This window comes from Harryflintia acetispora (assembly GCA_004340125.1).
GTDB classification, from domain to species: Bacteria; Bacillota; Clostridia; order Oscillospirales; family Ruminococcaceae; genus Harryflintia; species Harryflintia acetispora.
In genome coordinates this window covers 64,957-86,539 of the sequence record SLUK01000002.1, presented here as the reverse complement: position 1 = coordinate 86,539, position 21,583 = coordinate 64,957, and the positions used below count along the sequence as shown (strand labels likewise).

Genomic DNA, 21,583 nt, shown 5'->3' with positions numbered 1-21,583 from the left:
GAAAAAATTCTCCTCTTTTTCCGGCTTGTGGGAAAAGGTGGAGCTCCGAAAGCAAAAAACGGACCGTTAGAAATCGTTTCTAACGGTCCGTTTCAATTTTAATCGATTCTTTTTACAGGCAATCCCAGTCGCCGGCTAGAGCACCGGCAGCTCAAACCAGAAGGTGCTCCCCTTGCCGGGCGTGCTCTCCACCCCGTAGTCGGCGTGGTGCAGCTCCAATATTCCCCGCACGATCGAGAGCCCCAGCCCGCTGCCGACGGCGGCGCGCTTATGGGCCTTGTCCACCTTGTAGTACCGGTCCCAGATCAGCGGCAGCTCGTCAGCCGCGATCCCCGCGCCGTTGTCGATCACCTCGAGGCGCACCCTGCCCTCATGAACGGTCTGGCGCACGGTGATGGACTTGTCCTCGCCGGTATAGTTGATGGCGTTGTTGATGAGGTTGTAAATCACCTGCGAGAGGCGTACCTCGTCGGCGTTCACCATCACTTCCGCACCGTAGTCGAAGCGGATCTGATAGCCCTCCTGCCCGGTCAGCTTGCCGTACCGCCCGATGATCTCGCGCACCAGCGCGGTCAGACTGAACTCGCCCGGGGCCAGCTCCTGGGTGCCGGACTGGAACTTGGAGATGTCCAGCACGTCGCTGACCAGGGTGCTCAGGCGGTTGGCCTCGTCGATGATGATCTGCACATTCTCCGGGGTATTCTCCCCCGGCAGGTCGCGCATCACCTCGGCATAGCCGGTGATCATGGTCAAAGGGGTGCGCAGGTCGTGCGAGATGTTGGCGATCAGCTCGCGGCGCAGCTGCTCGACCTTGGAAAGCTCCTTGGCGGCGTAGTTGAGGGTATCGCTCAGCTCGCTGACCTCGCGGTAGCCCCGCCCGCCAAAGCGGGTGTCGTAGCGGCCACGGGCCAGCTCCTTGGCGCTGTCGTTGATGGAGATGATGGGCTCTGCGACCCGCCGGGAGAGCAGCAGCGCGATAAAGAGCGAGAGCACGAGCAGGATGACCGTGATATAGCCGAGCTGGACGCGCAGGGTCTCCACCGTCGCGTTGATCGGGGAGATGACCGAATTTAACAGGATGATCGCGTCGGTGCCGTCCGCGAAGGTGACGATCTCGGCGTGGATCATGCTGCGCATGACGACCTCCCGCTTCTTTTTATAGCCCCGGCGGTCCTTCTCCCAGTTCTCTTCCCCGCCGTCCCCGTCCTGCTTGTCGCGCATGGCCTCGTGCGGAGGAAGGACGAAATCGGTCGAAAAAGTCTCAAAGGCCGTCCCGCCGTTCCCCTCGGCCTTCTCGAAGCACTGCTCCACGAGCGCCTGGGCCGGGAGCTTGTGGATCATGCAGTCCGGGCGGATGTCCACCGAATAGAGCTCCTCCCCCTGTGTGGAGAGGATCCTCACACAGATGTCGTCCCGGTTGGCGATCCCCTCGAGGTAGGATTGCAGGTCGCTGTCGTTAATGTTTTTAGCTATACTCTCCGAGGCGCTTTTGATCGCCCGGGTTTTGATCGCCTGGTAGAAGCTGTCCAGAAAAACGATCTGGAAGAGCCAGAGCAGCACCAGCAGCGCCCCGACAAAGGCGCTGAGATAGGCGAACACCTTCCATTTAATGCTGAGCTCTTTTCGCTTATTCTTCAAAACGGTATCCCACCCCTCGCAGCGTGACGATATGGCCGCTGTAGCCGCCGAGTGTGCGGCGCAGCAGCTTGATGTGGGTGTCGAGCGTGCGGTCGTCCCCATAGAAATCATAGCCCCACACGTCGCTGATCAGCTTTTCGCGCGTCAGGGCGATCCCGCGGTTCTTGACCATGTAAAAGAGCAGGTCATATTCCTTGGGGGACATGTCTACACGCTCCGAGTCGATGGTCACCACCCGCCCGGTAAAGTCCACCGTCAGCCCGCCGATCGAAACGATTTCCCGCTGCGGCTCCCCGTCCCCCCGCGCGCTGCGCTTTAGGATGGCCGAAACGCGCATCATCAGCTCCTTGGGCGAAAAGGGCTTGACCACATAGTCGTCCACCCCCAGCTCGAAGCCGTGGATTTTGTCGTATTCCTCACCGCGCGCCGAGAGCATCAGCACCGGGGTGTCGCAGAACTTGCGGATCTCCCGGCAGGCAGAAAAGCCGTCGAGCTCGGGCATCATCACGTCCATGATGATGATGTCGAACGCTTCGCTGCGGCAGACCTCCACCGCCTCCATCCCGTCCTGTGCCTCGCTGACCTCGTGCCCCTCGAACACCGCGTATTTTTTGATCATGGTACGAATTTTCTCTTCGTCGTCCACCACCAGGATCCTGTACATGTCATCCCTCCGCCACAACTCTGTCCTTTTCTGATGATACCATAATTCATTATAAAAAGCGACTGTGACGGATTTGTGATGAAACCGTGAAAACTGGCCAAAAAACCGCGGCGCGCTTCTGGCGCGGATTGACAAGGGTGCAGCGCGATGCTATACTGTCCCTGAACTGAATAGCGGGAATGGGCCATGGAAGCTGGGTGAGAATCCCACGCAAGGCCGTTGCTGTATTTCGCCGTCGTTTCCGGCATGCGCCACTGAAATCTTTTTGGGAAGGCGCCGGTCACGGCATCCGATTATGGATGCAAGCGATAAGCCAGAATACTTGCCTGTTCCCGGCCGCGCAAAGCGGCACGTGCAGCCCTGCGGACACCGGGGTCCTGGACATATGTGAGGCATACCGAGGGTATGTCTTCTATCTGTGCTCAGACCAAGCGCCTGCGGGGGATCCGCGGGCGCTTTTTATTGCCCTTTCGCGGGCCGTCTGTCCGGCCCGCCGGCAAATAGGCTAAGGAGCTTGAAAGAAAGGAACGAATAGAAAATGAAGAAGAACGTCAAAAAGATCGCCGCTTTGATCCTGGCCCTTTCCATGTCCCTGCTGGCCATGGCGGGCTGCTCCGGCACCCAAGCGGATTCCTCAAGTGAAAGCGGGGCTCCCGAGGCGGGCCCGGCCGCCGGGAGCGAGGAGGAGAGCTCCTCCACCGCCGAATCCTCCGCCGCTGCGGACAAGGCCCTGCTGGTGGTCAGCTTCGGCACCAGCTACAACGACAACCGCGACCTGACCATCGGCGGGGTCGAAAACGCGCTGCAACAGGCGTTCCCCGAATATGAGGTGCGCCGCGCGTTCACCAGCCAGATCATCATCGACAAGCTGAAGGAGCGCGACGGCCTGTCCATCGACAATGTGACCGAGGCGATGGACCGCCTGGTCGCCGACGGCGTTCGGGAGGTCGTGGTGCAGCCCACCCATGTGATGAGCGGCTATGAATACGACGACGTCGTCGCCGAGGTCACCCCCTATCAGGACAAGTTTGATTCCCTCAAAGTCGGCCGGCCGCTGCTGGATGCCGACGCGGACTACGACGAGCTTGCCGCCGCCATCACCGCTGCGACGAAGGAGTATGACGCCGAGGGCACCGCCATCGTGTTCATGGGCCACGGCACCGAGCACGAGGCCAACGCCGCCTATGCGAAGCTCCAGGAGCACATAAGCGCCGCCGGCCACGGCAATTACTTTATCGGCACGGTCGAGGCCACGCCTTCTCTTGACGACGTTCTGGCGCTCGTCAAAGACTCCGGCGCCGGCAAGATCGTCCTCCTGCCGCTGATGATCGTTGCGGGCGACCACGCCAACAACGACATGGCGGGCGATGAGGAGGGCTCCTGGAAAAATGTCTTCGAGCAGGAGGGCTTCGAGGTCGAGTGCGTCCTCAAGGGCCTCGGCCAGTACGAGTCGGTTCAGAAGATGTTCGTTACGCACGCAAAGGCGCTGATTGCAAAGTAACCGCCGGCGCCCGGGCACCCCGCGAACGGCTTTGACAACCGCGCCGCGACGGGGTAAAATACAAACAACGATATTTGAACATTTTTCGGCAAATTGCCGCCTTATAAGGAGAACGTCTGCATGAAAAAAAGTCATATCCTGCTGGCCGCCCTGCTGGCTTGTATCCTCGCCGCCGGGTGCTCCCCCAAGACCCCGGCCCCCGAGGGCGCGCCGAGCGCGCCGGTTTCGAGCGCAGAGAGCGCCAATGAGAGCGGGGCGGACGCCTCCTCAGAGAGCGAGAGCCAGCCCGCCGAAGAGGAAAAACCGGAGCCGGTCTACGCCAGCCAGATCAAAGAGGGTACATACAAAATCGAGGTCTCGTCCAGCTCGTCGATGTTCCGCATCGTCGATGCGCAGCTCACCGTGGCAGGCGCAGAGATGTCGGCCCTGCTGACCCTCAGCGGCACCGGCTATGAAAAGCTCTACCCCGGCACCGCCGAGCAGGCGCTCGCCGACACGGACGAGAAGTGCATCTACTTCGTGGAAAACGAGGAGGGCAAGTACACCTATCAAGTGCCGGTCCCGGCGCTGAACGTGGAAGTCGACTGCGCCGCATGGAGTATCCGCAAGGAGCAGTGGTACGACCGCACCCTGGTGTTCCAGTCCTATTTGATCCCACAGGAGGCGGTTTCCGAAAGCGTCTCCTGCCCCACTCTTCCGGATGGGCAGTACACGGTACAGGTAACCCTTGCGGGCGGTACCGGCCGCACGTCGGTGGAGTCCCCGGCCGCCCTCCGCATCGAAGGCGGCAAGGCGGTCGCCACCCTCGTGTGGAGCAGCCCCTACTATGAATTCATGAAGGTGGACGGCACCACTTATAACCCCTTGGGCGAGGGTGGGAATTCCACCTTCGAGATCCCCGTCACGCTGGACGAGGATATGGCGGTCAGCGCCCAGACCGTCGCCATGAGCCAGCCGCACGAGATCGAATACACCCTGCACTTCGATTCGGCGACCCTGGAGCCGGCGGCGCAGTGATGAAAAGGATACGGTTTCTTGCCCTCGCGCTTGCCGCCGCGCTGGCATTTTCCCCGCTCGGCGGCTGCGCGTCCAGCTCCCCGGGCGGGCCGGCCGCGGGGCAGGACGGCGCCTGGCGACCCGAGCGCAGCATGGAATTGCAGTACGCCAAAAACTTTGCCGTGGACTACTACCGCGGCGGGTACGCCCTGATCTCGATCTCGGACGGGAGCCGGTACTTGGTCGTTCCGCAGGGACAGCAGGTCCCCGAGGAGATCGGGGAAGATGTCGTCGTTTTACAGCAGCCGGTGGAAAACCTCTATCTCGTCGCCACCTCGACAATGTGCCTCTTCGACGCGCTGGACTCCCTGCAAAGCATCCGCCTGTCCGGGAGCCGGGCCGAGGACTGGTACATCGAAAACGCGAAGGAAGCCATGGAACGCGGGGAGATCCTCTATGCGGGCAAATACAACGCCCCGGACTACGAACTGATCCTCTCGAATTCCTGTTCTTTGGCGATCGAGAACACCATGATCAACCACTCTCCCGAGGTGAAGGAGAAGCTCGAGGAGCTCGGCGTGCCGGTGCTCGTCGAGCAGTCGAGCTTTGAAAGCCACCCCCTCGGGCGCACCGAATGGATCAAGCTCTACGGCGTGCTGCTGGGCAAGGAAGAGGAGGCCCAGCGGCTCTTTGATACGCAGGCGGCCTATCTTGAGGAGCTGGCAAGCGAGGAGAACACCGGCAAGACGGTGGCCTTTTTCTACATCAGCTCGTCCGGCTACGCCGTGGCGCGCAAGTCGGGCGACTATGTGACCAAGATGATCGAACTGGCCGGCGGCAACTATATCTTTGAGAACCTGGGCGACCCCGAAAAGGCCACCAGCACGGTCACGCTGGAAATGGAGCAGTTCTACGCGACGGCCAAGGACGCGGACTACATCATCTACAACAGCACCATCGGCGGGGAGCTCTCCTCCCTCGACGAGCTGACCGCCAAATGCGGCCTGCTCGCCGACTTTAGGGCCGTGCAAAACGGCAACGTCTGGTGTACCGACAAGAACCTGTTCCAGGAGACGACCCAGCTCGGTTTGATGATTTCGGACATTCATCAGATGCTCGTTCAGGGGGACGACGGCCCGGGCGAGCTGCACTATATGTATAAGCTAAGGTGACGGCGCCAAGGGCGCGCCGCGGGGGAAAGGATATGGAAATGAGGGGAGAACGCGCAAAAAGGCAGCTGCGCTACTGCGTTGTGGTGGCGCTCTTCCTGCTTCTCTTCGCCGCGCTGGTGCTGATGAACATCCAGCTCGGCAGCGTGAGGCTGGGAACGCGTGAAATCGCCGACATCCTCTTTTTCGGGGGCGGCAGTGAAACCGGCCGGGGGATCATCTGGAAGGTGCGCCTGCCGCGCGCATGCGCCGCCGTCATCCTGGGCGGGGCGCTCGCGCTGTCGGGCTTTCTGCTGCAAACCTTTTTTAACAACCCCATCGCCGGACCCTATGTGCTGGGCATCTCGTCGGGCGCCAAGCTGACCGTCGCCATCTTCATGGTGGCGGCGCTCAGCCGTCACCAAACCGTCAGCTCCGCCTCCATGATCGCGGTGGCCTTCGTCGGGGCCATGCTCTCGATGGGCTTCGTGCTGCTGATGGCGCGTACCGTGCAGCGCGCGTCGATGCTGATTGTCAGCGGGGTGATGATCGGCTATATCTGCTCGGCGATCACCGATTTCATCGTCACCTTCGCGGACGATGCGAGTATAATCAACCTGCACAACTGGTCCAAGGGCAGCTTTTCGGGTGCCTCGTGGGAGGACGTGCGGGTCATGACGGCGGTGGTGCTCATCACCTCGGCAGTGGTTTTTTTGATGTCCAAGCCCATCGGCGCTTACCAGCTGGGCGAGGGCTATGCGCAGAACATGGGGGTCAACATCAAGGTGTTCCGGGTGGTGCTGGTGGTGCTCTCGAGCGTGCTGAGCGCCTGTGTGACCGCCTTTGCCGGGCCGATCTCCTTTGTTGGGATCGCCGTGCCGCACCTGGTCAAGTCGTTTTTAAAGACCTCGAAGCCGCTGATCGTAATCCCGGTCTGCTTTCTGGGCGGGGCAATCTTCTGCCTGGGGTGCGACTTGATCGCCAGGACCGTTTTCGCGCCGATGGAGCTGAGCATCAGCTCGGTGACCGCGGTGATCGGCGCGCCCATCGTGATCGGGATCCTGCTGAGAAAGAAGGTGCGCGGCTGATGGCGGACTACTTTTTTAAAACCAAGGGTCTCACCGTCGGCTACGGCGGCGTGCCCCTGATCCGCGACATCGGGATACAGCTGCAAAAGGGGCAGATCCTGACCCTGATCGGGCCGAACGGCTCGGGCAAATCGACGGTGCTCAAAAGCATTGCGAAATATCTGAAAACCATCTGCGGCACGGTCTACATCGGCGAGGACACGATCGACGGCATGAGCAGCCTCGCCCTCGCAAAGCAGGTGGCCGTCGTGCTGACCGAAAGGCTCAAGACCGAGCTGATGACCTGCGGGGACGTCGTCGCCACCGGGCGCTACCCCTATACCGGGATGCTCGGCATCCTCTCCGCGCAGGACCGTGAGCAGGTGCAGGGCGCAATGGAGCTGGTAGGGATTTGGGAGCTGCGCGAGCGCGATTTCACCGAGATCAGCGACGGGCAGCGCCAGCGGGTGCTGCTGGCGCGGGCGATCTGCCAGCAGCCCCAGATCATTGTGCTCGACGAGCCGACCTCCTATCTCGACGTGCGCTACAAGCTCGAGCTGCTGGGGATTCTGCGGCTGATGAGCAGGGAGCGGGGCATCACCGTCATCATGTCTCTGCACGAGCTCGACTTGGCGCAGCGGATCTCCGACCTGGTGATGTGCCTGAGGGGCGAATACGTCGTTCAGATCGGCCCGCCGGAGGAGATTTTTTGCCGGGAGCTCATCTGCAAGCTGTATGATCTCAGCAACGGCAGCTACAATCCCCTCTTCGGCAGCTTCGAGATGGAGCGCTCCCCCGGCGAGGCGGCGGTGTTCGTGATCGCGGGGGGCGGCACGGGGATTCCCGCCTACCGGGCGCTGCACAAAAGCGGCATCCCCTTTGCCACCGGGATCCTGCACGAAAACGACGTCGATTACCAGCTGGCCCGCGACCTGGCAAACGAGGTGGTCTATGCCCCCGCCTTCGAGCGGATCGGCAAGGCGGCCTACGCCCGGGCGCTGCAGCGGATGAAAGCCTGCGGCACGGTGCTCTGCTGCCTGAAGAGCTACGGCGAAATGAACCAAAAAAACCGGGAGCTCTTCGAGGAGGCCGGGCGGCTCGGGCTGCGGATTATCGAAAGCGCGCAGGAGCTGTGACGCTGCCAAAGAGAAAACCAAAAATCCCGTATCTTCCTGCGGTTTCGGAGAAAACTAAGACTGCAATCAATGGGAAAGGAAGATCGAGATTGAAACAAGCGGACAAGCAAAACAAGAAAAACGCCGGCGCCCATGCGCAGCCCACCCGGCAGGCGCTGCGGCTGACGAACCTCAGCGACGAGCGCACCGACCCGCTCGGCAGCTACACCGGCCAGCCGGCAAATCCCAACGAGGTACCGGTCCAGGACGCGGACGATCTATAAAAGCGGCCCTGTGAGCCTTTGGCTCACGGGGCCGCTTCTTATTTGCCGAGCAACCGGTTCAGGGTCTCCCAAAGTACTTTTAGATCGATCGGCTTTGCCACATGCTCGTTCATCCCGGCCTCCAGCGCCGCCTGGATGTCCTCGGTAAAGGCGTTGGCGGTCATGGCGATGATCGGGATGGTTTTGGCGTCGGGGCGCTCCAGCGCGCGGATGGCGCGCGTGGCCTCGTAGCCGTTCATCACGGGCATCTGGATGTCCATGAGCACCGCGTCGTAGGTCCCCGATCCGGCCTCGGCAAAGGCGCGCACCGCCTGCATGCCGTCGGTTTTCACAACGCATTGTCCCCCATACATCTGCAGCAGCTCGCAGAGGATTTCGGAATTGATGGCGTTGTCCTCGGCGACCAGGAAACGGCGCCCGTCGAGCGCCCGCTCCCGCCTCATGTTTTCGGCTCCCATCTCGATTTGGGGCGCGGCGCACGGCGCCTGGGCGGCCGCCTCGCACTCCAGCTCCACAAAGAAGGTGGTGCCCTTGTGCAGCTCGCTCTCCACCGAGATCCGGCCGCCCATCAGGTCGACGAGGCCCTTGGTGATGCTCAGCCCCAGCCCGGTGCCCTCGACGCGCTGGGTGTTGCCATTGCGGGTAAAGGGCTCGAAAATGTGCTCCAAGAACTCCTCGGACATGCCGATCCCGGTGTCGCGCACGGTGAAGCGGTAGCGCACGTTCCCCTCCCCCCGCTCGGGCGGGAGCTCCTCCACCGCGAAATACACCTCCCCGCCCTCCGGGGTAAATTTGACCGCGTTGCCTATGATATTGATCAGGATCTGGTTGATCCGCAGCGGGTCCCCGTAAAAATACGGGTGGCGCAGCTCGGGGATGCTCACCCCAAAGCGCAGCCCGGCGGACAGCGCCTGCGACGAGAGCATGGCGCAAAGCTGCTCCGCCAGCTCGGGCAGGGAAACATGCATATGGTTTAAAGTGATCTTGGAGCGCTCGATCTTGTTCATATCCAGGATGTCGTTGATCAGGCTGAGCAGGTGCCGCGAGGAATAAGAAATCTTGCGCAGGCAATCCTCCACCCGCCCCTGCTCCCCGATGTGGGCGATGGCCAGGGAGGTCATGCCCATGATCGCGTTCATCGGCGTGCGGATGTCGTGGCTCATCGAGGAGAGAAAATCGCTCTTGGCGCGGTTCGCTTCCTCGGCGAGGGCCAGCGCCTTCTGAAGGGCCTGTTTGCTGCGGCGCTCGGCGGCCAGCATATCCGTCACGTCCGCGCGCACCATGCAGACCGTCTTGTGGTCCCGGTCCCCCCACAGCACATTTACCTGCTTATACCGCAGCCCCTCCTCCCCGTGGTAGGGGAAGGCGACGTCGTAGCCCGAAGGCTTCTCCTCAAGCCGCCGGATCATGGTTTTGAGCTGGAACTGCTCCCCGATCTCTTCCCTTCCCTCGCCGCCGGTGTAGTAGCCCACGATCCGCTCCAGAGAGCTGCCATAATCCTCCACCTCGAAGGGCGGCAGGTTTTCCAGCACCGTCTGGCGGGTGTACATGGTCATGCGCCCCTGGTCCAGGTTGATGAACCCCAGCAGCTCGAAGGTATAGGCGATAACGTTGAGCAGCCCCTGCTGCTCGCGCACCGAATCGGTGATGTCGGTCCTGGCCAGGCAGATGCGCCCCAGACGCAGGTCGGTGGCCGAAACCGTCAGGTTCTTGGTCAGGATGTCCCCCTTCTCCTGGATGGAATAGGCGAAGGAATAGGACCCCCGGCTGCCGAGCCGCCCGATCACATACTGCGGGTCGAGCATTTCCTGCACATGCTGCTTGTCCTTGGGCAGCACCTGGTGCTGCAGCATATATTCGATGTGCTCGGAGTGGCAGCCCTGCCGCACGGGGACGTCCCCGCGGGTGGTGTCCCCGGTGAGGATGGTGTAGCAGTCCCTTCGCAGGTCGACATCCGCCACCAGGTCGTAGCTGGCGACAGAAAGCTGATGGAGGATCCGGTCCGAGATGGTCTGCTCGGTGATGTCGGTCACCGTCAATATCCCGGTCACGTCGCCGGTGTCGGGGGTCTCCACCAGGTTGACCTTAAAGCGCGCATAGCGCCCCAGCTTTTCGTAGGGCAGCTGGATGAAGCAGTCCCGGATCAGCTCGGTATCCCCCCTTTGATAGGCCTCCAGGGAGGGGGCGTTGAGATAAGTCTCTAAAAATTCCCGCCGCTCGCCGGGATCGGGCAGCAAATCCGAAAGGCCGGTAAAGAACTCCTCGCGCACCGTGCCGAAGGTGCGGAGCAGGCCGGAATGGGTGTGGTCGATGATCTCCAAAATCTGGTTTCGGGTGATGTTGCAGTGGCCGACCACCAGGGCGTTGGGCCCCGGCATGCGGTAGTGCTGGAGGATCAGGTCGTTGTACTGCTGCCGCAGCTGCTCTTTCTCCTCGAGCTCGCGGGTCATGTCGTGGTAGACCGCGTAGACCCGGCTCTCCCCGCCCTCGCTCTGAATGATCGAAAGGGTGTTTTTCACCCAGACATAGCTGCCGTCGCCCTTCTTGAGCCGGTAAATGATCTCGCAGCGGCTCTCGCCGCCGGCGATATAGGCGGCCATCTGCCCGTTCACACTCTCCCGATCGTCCGGGTGCACCCCGGCCATGGCGTCCTGCCGGTAGAGGTCCCAGGCTTCTGGCAGCGTCATGCCGGTCAGCGCGGCAAAGCCGTCGGACAGGAATTCCGGCACCGGGCGGCCGTCGCGCTCATAGCGTATTACGGCGATCCCGCCCGCGAGATGCTTGACCACCGTCTGGAAATACTGCTCCAGGCGCTCCCGCTCCTTTTGCGCCTGTACATCCTCGGTGACGTCCTGGACGTACTTGACGTAGGCCGGTATCCCGTTCCAGTCGATCTCGCGAAAGCGGGTGCTGAAATACCGCCCCTCGACCCCGAGCGCCATCTCGTGCTCTTTCCCGTCCGGGGCGTGGCTTTTGAGGGTACAGAACTCACAGGGCGCCGTTTTGCCGTGCAGCGCCGCGTAGCACTTTTTCCCGACCTGGGTTTCCTCCCTGCCGAAGAGGCGCTTCGACTCGTTGGAATAAAGCAGGTCGTAGTTTTCCTTGTCGATGACGTAGATCCCGTCCGCCGTCTCGTTGGCTATACTCTTAAACAGCCGCGATTCCGCGGAGGACATGCTGGTGAACACCGCGTAAAAGCGGGGATTCTCGGACAGCGGGCCCATGCGCCGGCCGTTGAGGTGGATCCAGATCAGGCTTCCGTCCTTGTGGCGCATGCGGTAGGAGATGTCCAGCACGCCGCCGCTCTCCAGAGCGGCCTTCGCCGCCGCGCGCACCCTTTTTTGATCCGCCTCGTAGACGGTGTTGAGCGCGTCATCCCCCACCAGCCCGCCAAATTCTTCCCGCGTATGACCTGAGAGCGCCATCACCCCGTCCGAATAATAGGTCGGGACAAAGCGGGAGCCTTCGACCCGGTAGCTGGCGATCCCGCCGGGGATGGAGCCCAGCAGATGGTCCATCTCCAGCTGCGCGTTTTTGAGGTCGGTGATGTTGTGGAACACGCAGTAGAGCAGCGGGCAGCCGTCCTCCTCGCCGATCCACTTGGCCTGGACGCGCACCCATACGAGCTGCCCGTTGCGGTGCTGCTTGCGGAACTCGAGCCTGGCGCCCTGATGGGTCCTGATGATCTCCCCGGCCCTTTCAAGGACGGCGGGGACATCCTCCCAATAGATCATCTCGGCCGCGTCCCGCCGGATCAGCTCCCGGTACTCCTCCACCGAGTATCCGGTCAGCTCGGGCACGCCGTCGGAAAAATAGGCCGTCTCAAAGATGTCGCTCACCTTATAGATGGCGATCCCGCCCGGGATCGTATTGATGATCTCCTGCATCTTTTCGCTGGTGGCGCCGAGCTCCTGCTCCAGGCGCTTTTGTTCGCTGACATCGGTATAGACGCAGTAGAGGAGCTTGCCTCCCTGCGGCTGGGACTTGACCGACCCGTCCAGGCGGATCCAGCGGTACTCCCCCGCCCTGTCGTTCCACAGCCGGTAGGTATGCTGCATGACGCCGCCGCACTCCAGCGCCCGCTTCACCTTTTCCTTGAGGAGCCCGAGGTCCTGCTCGTGCACCCCCAGATAGCTCGTCTCCCGCTCCACCTGGCTGACGTGCTCCTCGGAATAGCCCATGATCTCGTAAAAAGCCGGGTTATGGAAGACCGGCGAAATCTTTTTGCCGTCGGCCAGATAGACGCAAAGGCCGCACGGGACGCTGCTGAAGGTGCGCAGCAGCTCCTCGCGCAGGGCGCTGGAACGCTCCTCCTCCCGCTGCCGGTCGGTGACGTCCAGGATATATTCGATGTGCGCCGGCTGCCCGGCCCAGTCGATGAGCTTGCCGCTGAGCTGGTAGGCCCGCCCGTTGAGCGGGTGGTGATAGATGCGCTCGAGCAGCTCGCAGCTGCTCATCTGCCCGGCATGGCAAAAGGGGCATGGCTCCTGAAAGCCCGCCGCCCTGTAGCAGGTGAGCTTCCCGCCGTCCCCATCGAGCTGCAGGGATTCCTTTGCCAGGCGGTTACAGTAGAGCAGTTCCCGGCTCTCCAGGGCGCTGACCAGGATGGCCACCGGCGCGTTGTCCAGAACCTGTGCCATCTGTTCGGTGGAAGGACGGCCCGTTTGCTCCATGCTCCTCACCCTTCCTTCAAATTGTCCAGCAGCTCCCGCGCCCTTTGAAACTGCGCGAGGATCTCTTCATGCATAGACTTGTAGTCGCGCTCCTCCCGGGAGCGCAGCGGCTCGACGATTTCGCAGACGGCCCTATAGAGCGGCTCCAGCCCCAGGTTCCCCGTCACGCCCTTGAGCGTGTGAGCCGCCTCGAAGGCGCCGGTAATATCCCCCGCCGCGAGCGCGTCGCCAAGCCTCTGCAGATTGTCGTCCGCGAACAGCATGCCAAAAAGCCGCAGATAAAGCGCCTCATTGCCCATAAACCGTTCCATGGTAACGTCATAGTTTGCGCCGTACGCCTCAAAGCACTCCCTGAAACTGCTCATTTTCCTCTTCCTCTCTTTTGCAAATGAAGTCATACAGCGTCTGATAGAGCCGTCCCGGGTCGATCGGCTTTGCCAGGTGCGCGTTCATCCCGGCCGCCTTGCTCTTGTCGATGTCATCGTCAAAGGCGTTGGCCGTCATCGCGATGATGGGGATCGTCTTGGCGTCGGCATTGCTCAGGTGGCGGATGTTGGAAGCGGCGGTCAGGCCGTCCATCAGGGGCATGCGGATGTCCATGAGGATCGCGTCGTAATACCCCCGCGCGGACTTGCTGAACAGCTCCATTGCCCGCAGCCCGTTTTCCGCCGCCTCCACCTTGAAGCCCTTGCTCTCGAGCAGCAGCACCGCTACCTCGGTGTTGAGCAGGTTGTCCTCGGCCAGCAGCACCCGTTTGCCGGTGAAGTCGTAGCCCGCGTGCTCCTCGGGCCTTGCCGCCTCCTCCTTTTCGCCCAGGGCCTTTGAGAAGGCGGAGACCAGGGAGGACTTGAACATCGGCTTGCTCATCAACAGGTTTACCCCCGCGAGCTTGGCCTCGTGCTCGATGGAAATCCAGTCGTAGGCGGTCATGATGATGATGGTGACCTGTTCTCCCACGATGGCCCGTATACGCCTCGCAGTCTCGATCCCGTCCATATCGGGCATCTTCCAGTCGATCAGGATCATATCGTAATATTTCTCACCGGCCCAAAGCCTGCGTACTTGCTCGACGGCCTTGTGCCCGCTGTCCACCCATTCGGCCTTGACCCCCATCTCGAGCAGGGTGACGACGGCGCTCTCACAGACGGCCACGTCGTCGTCGACCACCAGGGTTTTGAGGTGGGAGAAGTTGTAGCTGTGCTTCTTTTGATGGTGCGGCTTCTCCTCCCCGCTGAGGCCCAGCTTCACATCCACGGTGAATTCGGTGCCGATCCCCTTGATCGAGCGCACGTCGATCCTGCCGCCCATCATGTCCACGATGTTTTTCGCGATCGCCAGCCCCAGCCCGGTGCCGCCGAACAGGGCGGTGGTCCCGGCCGACTCCTGGGAGAAGGCCTCGAAGATATGGGGCAGGAACTCCTCGTCCATGCCGATCCCCGTGTCGTTGACCACGAAGCGCAGCGTGGCGCTGCCCTTCCCCCGCCGGTGCTGGGAGACCGAGAAGGTCACCTTTCCCCCCTCGCCGGTGAATTTGATGGCGTTGCTTAAAACGTTGATCAGCACCTGCTGCAGCTTCATGGCGTCGCCGATATAGTAGTCGTCGAGCAGCGGGTCCACCACGCACTCGTAATCCAATTCCTTGGCGCTCGCCTGGGCATGGCAGATGGAATTGAGCCCATTCAGGAATTCCTCGGTCGGGATCTTCTCGTTTTTAAGCAGCATCTTCCCGCTCTCGATCCGGCTCATATCCAAGATGTCATTGATCAGCGAGAGCAAAAAGCGCGAAGAAATCCCGATTTTGGAGATGCAGTCCGCCACCTGCTCGTCGTCCCCGATGGCCTGCGCGGCAATGGTGCTCATCCCGATGATGGCGTTCATCGGGGTGCGGATCTCATGGCTCATGCGGGAGAGGAAGTCGCTCTTTGCGGCGTTGGCCTGCTTGGCCGCGATCAGCGCGGTGGCGAGCTCCTCCTTCTGGCGCTGCTCCTGGCGGACCACGTCGGTCACGTCGGTGCGCGTCAGGCAGACGCGCCCGAGCTCCCGGCTGATGTAAAAGACCTGGAAGCGCTTGACCTGCGCGTCGCCCGCCTCATTTTTCATCTCCGCCACGAAGGAATAGGACTCCCGCTGCTCCAGCTGCTCCCTGACGTAGCCGTAATCCAGGTTTTTGAGGTAGACCTCCCTGGCCGACTCATCCATGAACCGTCCGGCGAGCGCACGGATCTCCTTTTGAAATTCGCCCGTATACGGGATGCGGTTGCGGCTGCCGTTGAAGAAGAGCATCCGGTACGCGTCGCGCAGGATGTCGACCTCCGTCACGCTGTCGTAGTCGTGCGCCGCGATCCGTTTGAGCAGCTCCTCCTGCAGCTTCTGCTCGGTGACGTCCATGGTGTAGAAAAAGGCCACGACGTCCCCGCTCTCCGGGTCCCGGCAGGAGCGCAGCCCGGTGTTGCTCCAGAAGAGCTGATCGTCCCCCGACCTGCGCAAAAACTCGAACCGGTAGTCCACCTTCCCGACGTCGAAGTCGGAAAGCACCTTCTCCCGCGCGAGGGTTCGGCGGATTCCCTCCCCGCAGGCCGGGTCCAGCGCGGAGGAAGCCATATTCTCGATGGCCTGGTCATAGGTCCCCTTCGTCTGCCCGACGGGCAGGCTGGCGTTTGAAAGATGGCTCTCCACCCTGTTTTGGGTGACGTTGACCCGCCCCTGCACGCTGCCCTCGGCCGCCGCATGCTCGGTGAAATAGGCCAGCTCCTGGTCGTAGAGCTCCCGCATGCGTTCCTGCAGCTTCTTCTCCTCGGTGGCGTCCACGCACACGCAGTAAAAATACCGCTCGCCCGACTGCTCGGTGAGCAGCTGCGCCTTGACCGAGCCCCACTTGACCCTGCCGCCTTGGCAGATCAGGCGGTGCTCCGTATGTATGTTGTTCCCATCCCTGAGCTGCTCGGCCAGCCGCCGGAAAAGCCAGGGCAGGTCCTCGGAAAAGATCACGGCGGACATCCGGTTGCCCATGACCGCGAACTCCTCCCGGGTGTAGCCCAAAAACTCGAACAGGCCATCGTTGGCGCTGATGACGGAAAGGTGCTCGTCGTACCGGCAGCGGAAGACCGCGCCGGGGATATTGTTATAGAGATGCAGGACCTCCTCCTGCGCCTCCCGCTGGGGCGTGATGTCCACGCAGACCGAGGCGATGGCCGGCCTCCCGTCCTCCGCCGTCAGCCTGCGCCCGAGGTCATGGACCCAGATGTAGGAGCCGTCCCGCTTTTTCATCCGGTACTCCACGACGTATTCGCCCTTCTCCTCCAGCTGGCCGGCCACGCTCCCGTCTACCATCTCCCGGTCCTGCGGGTGCATGCAGTTGGAGATCATGCCGCCGATATCAGAAACGAACTGCTCCTCACTCTCGTACCCAAGGTAGCGCAGCATCTGCTGGTTGATAAAATAGAAGGGGAAGCCCTCCTCGATGTAGCCGCCCATCATCCCGCCGAGCAGGGAATCGTTGATCAGCTCCTGGCGTTGGCGGGCGATATTCTCCATCACCAGCGCCTTTGGATAATGCTCGTCCCCCTGCTGGCTGCCGCTCGGCTCGGCGAAGTGCAGGCTTTTGATCTGCCACCTGCCCCGCCCGTCCTCCAAAAGGGTCATGAAACAGCGCAGATGCCAGGAATAGAGCGGGTTTTTAAGCGTCATTTGCCAGGACATGCTGTACAGGCTTTCCGCCAGCTCCTGCTCCTGGATCAGGCCCAGCTCGCAGGCAAACGGCTCGGGTATCTCCGCGATGTCCTGCCGCAGGTACTGCTCCATCTGCTTCGTCCCTACGGCAAACTCGTTTTCGCCGGTGCCGACGAAATGCACGTCGTCCGACAAAAAAGCCATCGTCCCCGCGACGTCGCGCTCCTCGAACCAGGCCCGGCAGAGGGCGCGCACCGTTCCTTCGAGCGTCATTTGATCTCTCATCCGTCCTATCCTTTCCACAGGCAGCAGCCGCCTTTGTTATCGCTCTTGGCGCGGTAGAGGGCCTCGTCCGCCCTGGCGATGACATCGGCCAGCGGCTCCTGTGCGTGGCAGACGGCGATTCCCGCGGAGCACGCCGCGGGCACCCGGTCCGTGCGGCAGCTCTCCCGAAATACCCGGCAGATTTCCTCTCCCTTGGCGAGAGCGGCCTGCTCGTCCCCCATACGCTGCATAATGACGATGAATTCGTCCCCGCCGTAGCGGGCCAGCAGGTCGCTCTTGCGGGTATGGCGGCTCAGCAGCGCGCCGAACCTTTGGATCAGGCCGTCCCCCTCGAGATGCCCCAGGGTGTCGTTGATCTGCTTGAGATTGTCCAGATCGAACAGGTAGACCGCCACCGGCAGGTCCTCCTCCCGGATGGGATCGCACGCCGCGCTCAGCCCGCGGCGGTTGAGCAGCCCGGTCAAATAGTCCCGGTAGGCCTCCTTTTCGAGCGCGCGCTCCCGCTGCGCCGAGGAACGTATCCCGACAGTGCGCATGACGCGCCGCCAAAGGCTCTTCTGCGAATAGGGCTTGCAGACGAAATCGTCGGCCCCAAGCTCCAGCGCGCGCTCCTCCAGCTGCTCGCTGGGCGGCGAGGTCGCGATCACCGGGATGTTCCAGATGTCCCGCATCCCCACAAGCTGGTCCAGCACGTTGAAGCCGGCGCAGTCCGGCAGGGTCAGGCTGAGCACCACCGCAGCGACTCTGTGCTCGTTGCCGTCGAGGGCGGCGAGCGCCGACGCGCCGTCGGGCGCGCCCACCACCTGGTAGCGGCTGCCGAAGGTCTGCTGCGCCTGGACGCGGTAGCTTTCTTCCTCGTCGGCGACCAGCAGGAGCGGCCTTTGCTGGGCCCTAAGCTTTGCGCGGTGGGGCGCCTTCTCTTTGGAAGCCTTGGCCGCCTCCAGAAGCAGGACCTCAAACTCGGCCTTTGGCATCGGCCTTGCGAAGTAGTAGCCCTGGACGTAGTCGCCGCCTATTTCGCGCAGCCGCTCGAGCTGCGTCTTGGTCTCCACCCCCTCGGCCACGACGCTCAGGTTCATCCAGCGCGCAAGGTCCATGATGAAGCGCAGGATCCCCTGGTCGGCGGGCTTGGCGGTCTCGCTCTGGATAAAGTTCATATCCAGCTTGAGGATGTCCAGCGGCATCTTATTGAGCATATTGAGGGAGGAGTACCCGCTGCCGAAATCGTCCATCTCGATGACGAAGCCCAATTCGCGCAGGCGGTTGACCGTGGCGATGATCTGGCCCGGGTTTTCGGTGTAGGCGCTCTCGGTGATTTCCAGATGGAGCCGGGAGGGCGGGAGCTTATATTTCTGGATCAAATGGATCAGGATGTCGGGCAGGTCCGCCTGGTAGACGTCGGCCCTGGAAACGTTGACGGAAACCGGAAGCGGCTCATAGCCCTTTTCCTCCCACTCCCGCAGCATGGCGCAGACCTTTTCCCAGACGTATTGGTCCAGCCTGGTGATGAAGCCGTTGCGCTCAAACAGCGGGATGAACTCCCCCGGATGCTGGAACCCCCACTGCGGATGGTTCCAGCGCACCAGCGCCTCGGCGCCGGCGAGGCCGCCGTCCTTTATGCTGTATTTCGGCTGCAGGTAGACGACAAACTGCTCCTGGGCCAGCGCGGCCTCCATTCCCTCGGTGATCGTCTGCTCGCGCAGCAGCTTGCCGCGCAGCTCGTCGTCGTAGGTGGCGAAGTATTTGCCGTACTGGCCCTTTATGCTGCGCGCCGCCAAAAGCGCACGATCGCACATCTGCTCGACCGGGACCGTTCTGTCGACGATGTTGTATATCCCCCATTTGACCACGACGTTCTTCGCATTGGGCAGCGCGTTGATCAGCGCGTTTGCCTCGACGAACAGTTTGTCGTTATATTCCCAGTGGCGCTCCAGCAGGCAGGCGAAGTGGTCGGCGCCGAAGCGCCCGCAAATCCCCTTGCCGCTTACAAACTTCGTGTACAGGTCGGCCACGCCGCAGAGCAGACGGTCCCCCGCCGGCACGCCGAAGATGTCGTTGACCAGCTTGAAGTTTTCAATGTCCGAGCAGACGATGTCAAATTCCCGCTCGGGGCTTTGCTGCAGGGTCTCCTTCACGCGCTGGTAAAAAAACTCCTTGCTGTAGAGCCCTGTCAGCCGGTCGTATTGGAACTGGTTGATCATGGCGGCGGTCTCCCGCAGGTTGATCAGGCTGGCGACCCGGTGCAGGATGATCTGCGGCTTATAGGGCTTGGCCACAAAATCGTTGGCGCCGTAGGAGAGCGCCGTGACCTCGTCGGATTCGCTGCCGCTCTGGGTCGTGACGATGACCGGAATGCCGGAATAGGCGGGGTCCGCCTTGATAATTGAGAGGAAGGTATAGCCATCCATCACCGGCATAATGATATCCAGTAGGATCAGGGAGATTTCGTCCTTATGCTCTTTAAGCAGGGACAGGGCCTCCTGCCCGTTTTCCGCCTCCAGGATCCTGTATTCCGCAAACAGGATTCCGCTGAGCACTGTGCGGTTTATTTGGTTGTCTTCCACAACCAGAATCAGCTTCTGTGGCATCCTTTAACATCCCTCAAATCCCGCACAACCGTTAGCTGGCCGACCCCTCGATTATGGCGCTAACAAGCCCGTCGATATATTATTGATATTGCTCTAACTTTACCATAAAAGCAAGTTGATAACAATAGCGCGCACGGGATGGTTTTTAAGAAAACCACATCTATAGTAATTTAATTAATGCAATTTTTGAAGCTTTAATCCAATTGTTTCATACAGTTCTTGGACTCTCGCACATCGTTTTCTCATTAATATTACTTCTGCTTCAGTACATTGCAGCCATTTAAACTTTTCTATTTGGGATAAGATAGTAATAACCTCTTTTTCTGTCCTGTTCAAATAAGAAATCACATTGTCATTCTCTACAGATGTAATCTCTCCTGTAGCATCAGAAACGATATTCTGAGTTGCTATAGCCTTTTTATCCAACTTTTCATTTACAAATTCTCCATTTTCTGAAACCAGTCGATATGTACCTCTACCTTCTCGACGAATTCTCGAGTCCTTTTCCTTTAATTGATATATAGTAGAACGGATTATCGTACTATTAGGAGATATATTAATACCAGATTCTTTTAGTCTTTCTCTTACTTCTGCAACCGTAAGTATCCCTTGAGAATCAAACAGTTCTTGTATTGTTTTTATCACACTTGCTCTTAATGACATCCTTCTCCGCCTCCATCTTTCATGATATCTTCGGGAAGTACTTCTAATGCAGTTGCTAACTTGCTAAGAGTTGAAATACCTATGTTCTTTACCCGTCCACATTCAATACGATGTATCTGACTTTTACTAACGCCTGACTTCTCTGCTAATTTATCTTGTGACATTTCTTTTCTTTGCCTTAGACGTGCAATTTCCAGTCCCATGTCTTTACCAGTCGTACTAATATCCATTTATATCTTCCTTTCCTCTGCTTTCTTTTAAAACACTATATCATACAATATACATAGTGCCAATGTCTTAAATGACACAAAATTATTATTATAGAGGAAAAGTCATAAAATTAGAAGGGCATTGTCATATTAATAGATTTATGCCTGATCTTTTCGGTCTATTGTTAGGCACAATATTAGGAAGTTAAAACTATCCAGTTTGTTGGGCTTACTGATAGCTAATATATTTTAGGGCTGTATTTTTCAATTATTTGAAGTTAAATTTAAGAAGTATCCCTAGCTACTAAAATTTTGCTTCCTACTCTGGCGTCACAAGACTGCTTAAATAAAGAAAGCTTGCTAGATTAATAATCTAGCAAGCTTTCATGGTTGCGGAGGCAGGATTTGAACCTACGACCTTCGGGTTATGAGTTCAAATTAAAGCATTTCACAATTTTTTATAAAGTGGAGGAAAGTCTCTTTTCATGCGGGATGAGAGAGAGTTGCTTTTTATTTCTTTCCGCATTTTTTAACACCTTTTTATAATTTTGTTGAATTTTTATTGAATTTTAAAGACGATTGGGGTCCCTCCTCAACCGCCTTCAAAATGCTTTTTATACTTTTCCGAGGAAAAGCACGGTTTTTATGAAGCTCGACAGATACTTTTCTAGAAAACAAAAGTCAAATGGATTTAAGCTTTAAAATGTGCTTTACAATTTTTAACATCTCCTGTTTTTCTTCTGTAGACAGACCATTAAGTTCAAAGAGAATGTTGTTCACAATTTCATCTGTGGCAGTTGTTTCAATTGCTTGGTCGCAAAATAGCTCGGACAAGGTTAAGCCGAAAGCCCCAGAAATTTTTTCTATTAATTTTATCGTCGGGTTCTTTTCATCTCTTTCAATCTGTCCCAAATAGGCCGTGGTTATCTCGGCTCTTAAGGCCAGCTGCTCTTGAGACAGGTTGCGTTCTGCCCTTAAGTACCTTATGCGATTTCCTATACTATAGTTTTCCATGTAATAATCACCTATAATTATTATAAAGCAGTTGCATTTATCTATTCAAAGTGATATAGTATTTTATAA

15 protein-coding genes and 1 riboswitch are annotated in these 21,583 nt (G+C 59.4%); of the genes, 6 read left to right on the top strand and 9 right to left on the bottom strand.

Annotation, left to right across the window (positions count from 1 at the left end):
• Nucleotides 1–135: 135 nt before the first annotated feature.
• Nucleotides 136–1,638, bottom strand: coding sequence for a sensor histidine kinase (locus tag EDD78_RS03055; protein WP_286170681.1), 1,503 nt, complete (start codon nt 1,636–1,638; stop codon nt 136–138).
• Nucleotides 1,628–2,302 carry a response regulator transcription factor gene (locus EDD78_RS03050; protein WP_079699499.1) on the bottom strand — a complete coding sequence of 225 codons (675 nt, stop codon included), beginning with the start codon at nt 2,300–2,302 and terminating at the stop codon, nt 1,628–1,630. Before EDD78_RS03050 ends, EDD78_RS03055 begins: the two co-directional genes overlap by 11 nt.
• 164 nt (nt 2,303–2,466) lie before the next feature.
• Nucleotides 2,467–2,646: riboswitch (cobalamin riboswitch) on the top strand.
• Nucleotides 2,647–2,840: 194 nt separating this feature from the next.
• Between EDD78_RS03050 and EDD78_RS03045 the strand changes: the two genes are divergently transcribed.
• The 6 genes from EDD78_RS03045 to EDD78_RS13920 all read left to right on the top strand — a co-directional run bounded on the left by EDD78_RS03045 (nt 2,841) and on the right by EDD78_RS13920 (nt 8,413).
• Nucleotides 2,841–3,803, top strand: a complete 963-nt coding sequence (locus EDD78_RS03045; RefSeq protein WP_132083919.1) for a sirohydrochlorin cobaltochelatase — start codon at nt 2,841–2,843, stop codon at nt 3,801–3,803.
• Between the two features lie 120 nt (nt 3,804–3,923).
• Nucleotides 3,924–4,820: a hypothetical protein gene (locus EDD78_RS03040; RefSeq protein WP_079699501.1), complete on the top strand. Its 897-nt coding sequence runs from the start codon at nt 3,924–3,926 to the stop codon at nt 4,818–4,820.
• Entirely contained in the window at nt 4,820–5,971 is a 1,152-nt protein-coding gene (locus EDD78_RS03035; protein ID WP_132083918.1) for an ABC transporter substrate-binding protein, read from the top strand. Before EDD78_RS03040 ends, EDD78_RS03035 begins: the two co-directional genes overlap by 1 nt.
• Before the next feature lie 32 nt (nt 5,972–6,003).
• Nucleotides 6,004–7,035, top strand: a complete 1,032-nt coding sequence (locus EDD78_RS03030) for a FecCD family ABC transporter permease (protein ID WP_132083917.1) — start codon at nt 6,004–6,006, stop codon at nt 7,033–7,035.
• Complete coding sequence (locus EDD78_RS03025) at nt 7,035–8,150, top strand: ABC transporter ATP-binding protein (RefSeq protein ID WP_132083916.1); 1,116 nt, start codon at nt 7,035–7,037, stop codon at nt 8,148–8,150. Before EDD78_RS03030 ends, EDD78_RS03025 begins: the two co-directional genes overlap by 1 nt.
• Before the next feature lie 89 nt (nt 8,151–8,239).
• Nucleotides 8,240–8,413: a hypothetical protein gene (locus tag EDD78_RS13920; RefSeq protein ID WP_165873090.1), complete on the top strand. Its 174-nt coding sequence runs from the start codon at nt 8,240–8,242 to the stop codon at nt 8,411–8,413.
• Between the two features lie 38 nt (nt 8,414–8,451).
• On the opposite strand, the gene EDD78_RS03020 is transcribed toward EDD78_RS13920, so the two are convergent.
• The 7 genes from EDD78_RS03020 to EDD78_RS02990 form a co-directional block, all read right to left on the bottom strand.
• Entirely contained in the window at nt 8,452–13,086 is a 4,635-nt protein-coding gene (locus EDD78_RS03020) for a PAS domain-containing protein (RefSeq protein WP_132083915.1), read from the bottom strand.
• A 5-nt stretch (nt 13,087–13,091) separates the two neighbouring features.
• Entirely contained in the window at nt 13,092–13,451 is a 360-nt protein-coding gene (locus EDD78_RS03015) for an Hpt domain-containing protein (RefSeq protein ID WP_079699506.1), read from the bottom strand.
• Nucleotides 13,426–17,040: a response regulator gene (locus EDD78_RS03010; protein WP_132083914.1), complete on the bottom strand. Its 3,615-nt coding sequence runs from the start codon at nt 17,038–17,040 to the stop codon at nt 13,426–13,428. The genes EDD78_RS03015 and EDD78_RS03010 overlap by 26 nt, the downstream gene beginning before the upstream one ends.
• A gap of 5 nt (nt 17,041–17,045) precedes the next feature.
• Nucleotides 17,046–19,628, bottom strand: a complete 2,583-nt coding sequence (locus EDD78_RS03005; protein WP_132083913.1) for an EAL domain-containing protein — start codon at nt 19,626–19,628, stop codon at nt 17,046–17,048.
• Nucleotides 19,629–19,802: 174 nt separating this feature from the next.
• Nucleotides 19,803–20,291, bottom strand: coding sequence for a hypothetical protein (locus EDD78_RS03000; RefSeq protein WP_132083912.1), 489 nt, complete (start codon nt 20,289–20,291; stop codon nt 19,803–19,805).
• Nucleotides 20,282–20,521: a helix-turn-helix domain-containing protein gene (locus EDD78_RS02995; RefSeq protein ID WP_207668644.1), complete on the bottom strand. Its 240-nt coding sequence runs from the start codon at nt 20,519–20,521 to the stop codon at nt 20,282–20,284. Before EDD78_RS02995 ends, EDD78_RS03000 begins: the two co-directional genes overlap by 10 nt.
• Before the next feature lie 660 nt (nt 20,522–21,181).
• Complete coding sequence (locus EDD78_RS02990; RefSeq protein ID WP_132083911.1) at nt 21,182–21,514, bottom strand: helix-turn-helix domain-containing protein; 333 nt, start codon at nt 21,512–21,514, stop codon at nt 21,182–21,184.
• Between the last annotated feature and the right edge of the window lie 69 nt (nt 21,515–21,583).

What these genes read in the sequence shown, in the direction of transcription:
- EDD78_RS03050 (WP_079699499.1), bottom strand. Translation starts at nt 2,302, where the DNA reads ATGTACAGGATCCTGGTGGTGGACGACGAAGAGAAAATTCGTACCATG.
- EDD78_RS03045 (WP_132083919.1), top strand. Translation starts at nt 2,841, where the DNA reads ATGAAGAAGAACGTCAAAAAGATCGCCGCTTTGATCCTGGCCCTTTCC.
- EDD78_RS03040 (WP_079699501.1), top strand. Translation starts at nt 3,924, where the DNA reads ATGAAAAAAAGTCATATCCTGCTGGCCGCCCTGCTGGCTTGTATCCTC.
- EDD78_RS03035 (WP_132083918.1), top strand. Translation starts at nt 4,820, where the DNA reads ATGAAAAGGATACGGTTTCTTGCCCTCGCGCTTGCCGCCGCGCTGGCA.
- EDD78_RS03030 (WP_132083917.1), top strand. Translation starts at nt 6,004, where the DNA reads ATGGAAATGAGGGGAGAACGCGCAAAAAGGCAGCTGCGCTACTGCGTT.
- EDD78_RS03025 (WP_132083916.1), top strand. Translation starts at nt 7,035, where the DNA reads ATGGCGGACTACTTTTTTAAAACCAAGGGTCTCACCGTCGGCTACGGC.
- EDD78_RS03020 (WP_132083915.1), bottom strand. Translation starts at nt 13,086, where the DNA reads ATGGAGCAAACGGGCCGTCCTTCCACCGAACAGATGGCACAGGTTCTG.
- EDD78_RS03015 (WP_079699506.1), bottom strand. Translation starts at nt 13,451, where the DNA reads ATGAGCAGTTTCAGGGAGTGCTTTGAGGCGTACGGCGCAAACTATGAC.
- EDD78_RS03010 (WP_132083914.1), bottom strand. Translation starts at nt 17,040, where the DNA reads ATGAGAGATCAAATGACGCTCGAAGGAACGGTGCGCGCCCTCTGCCGG.
- EDD78_RS03005 (WP_132083913.1), bottom strand. Translation starts at nt 19,628, where the DNA reads ATGCCACAGAAGCTGATTCTGGTTGTGGAAGACAACCAAATAAACCGC.
- EDD78_RS03000 (WP_132083912.1), bottom strand. Translation starts at nt 20,291, where the DNA reads ATGTCATTAAGAGCAAGTGTGATAAAAACAATACAAGAACTGTTTGAT.
- EDD78_RS02995 (WP_207668644.1), bottom strand. Translation starts at nt 20,521, where the DNA reads ATGGATATTAGTACGACTGGTAAAGACATGGGACTGGAAATTGCACGT.
- EDD78_RS02990 (WP_132083911.1), bottom strand. Translation starts at nt 21,514, where the DNA reads ATGGAAAACTATAGTATAGGAAATCGCATAAGGTACTTAAGGGCAGAA.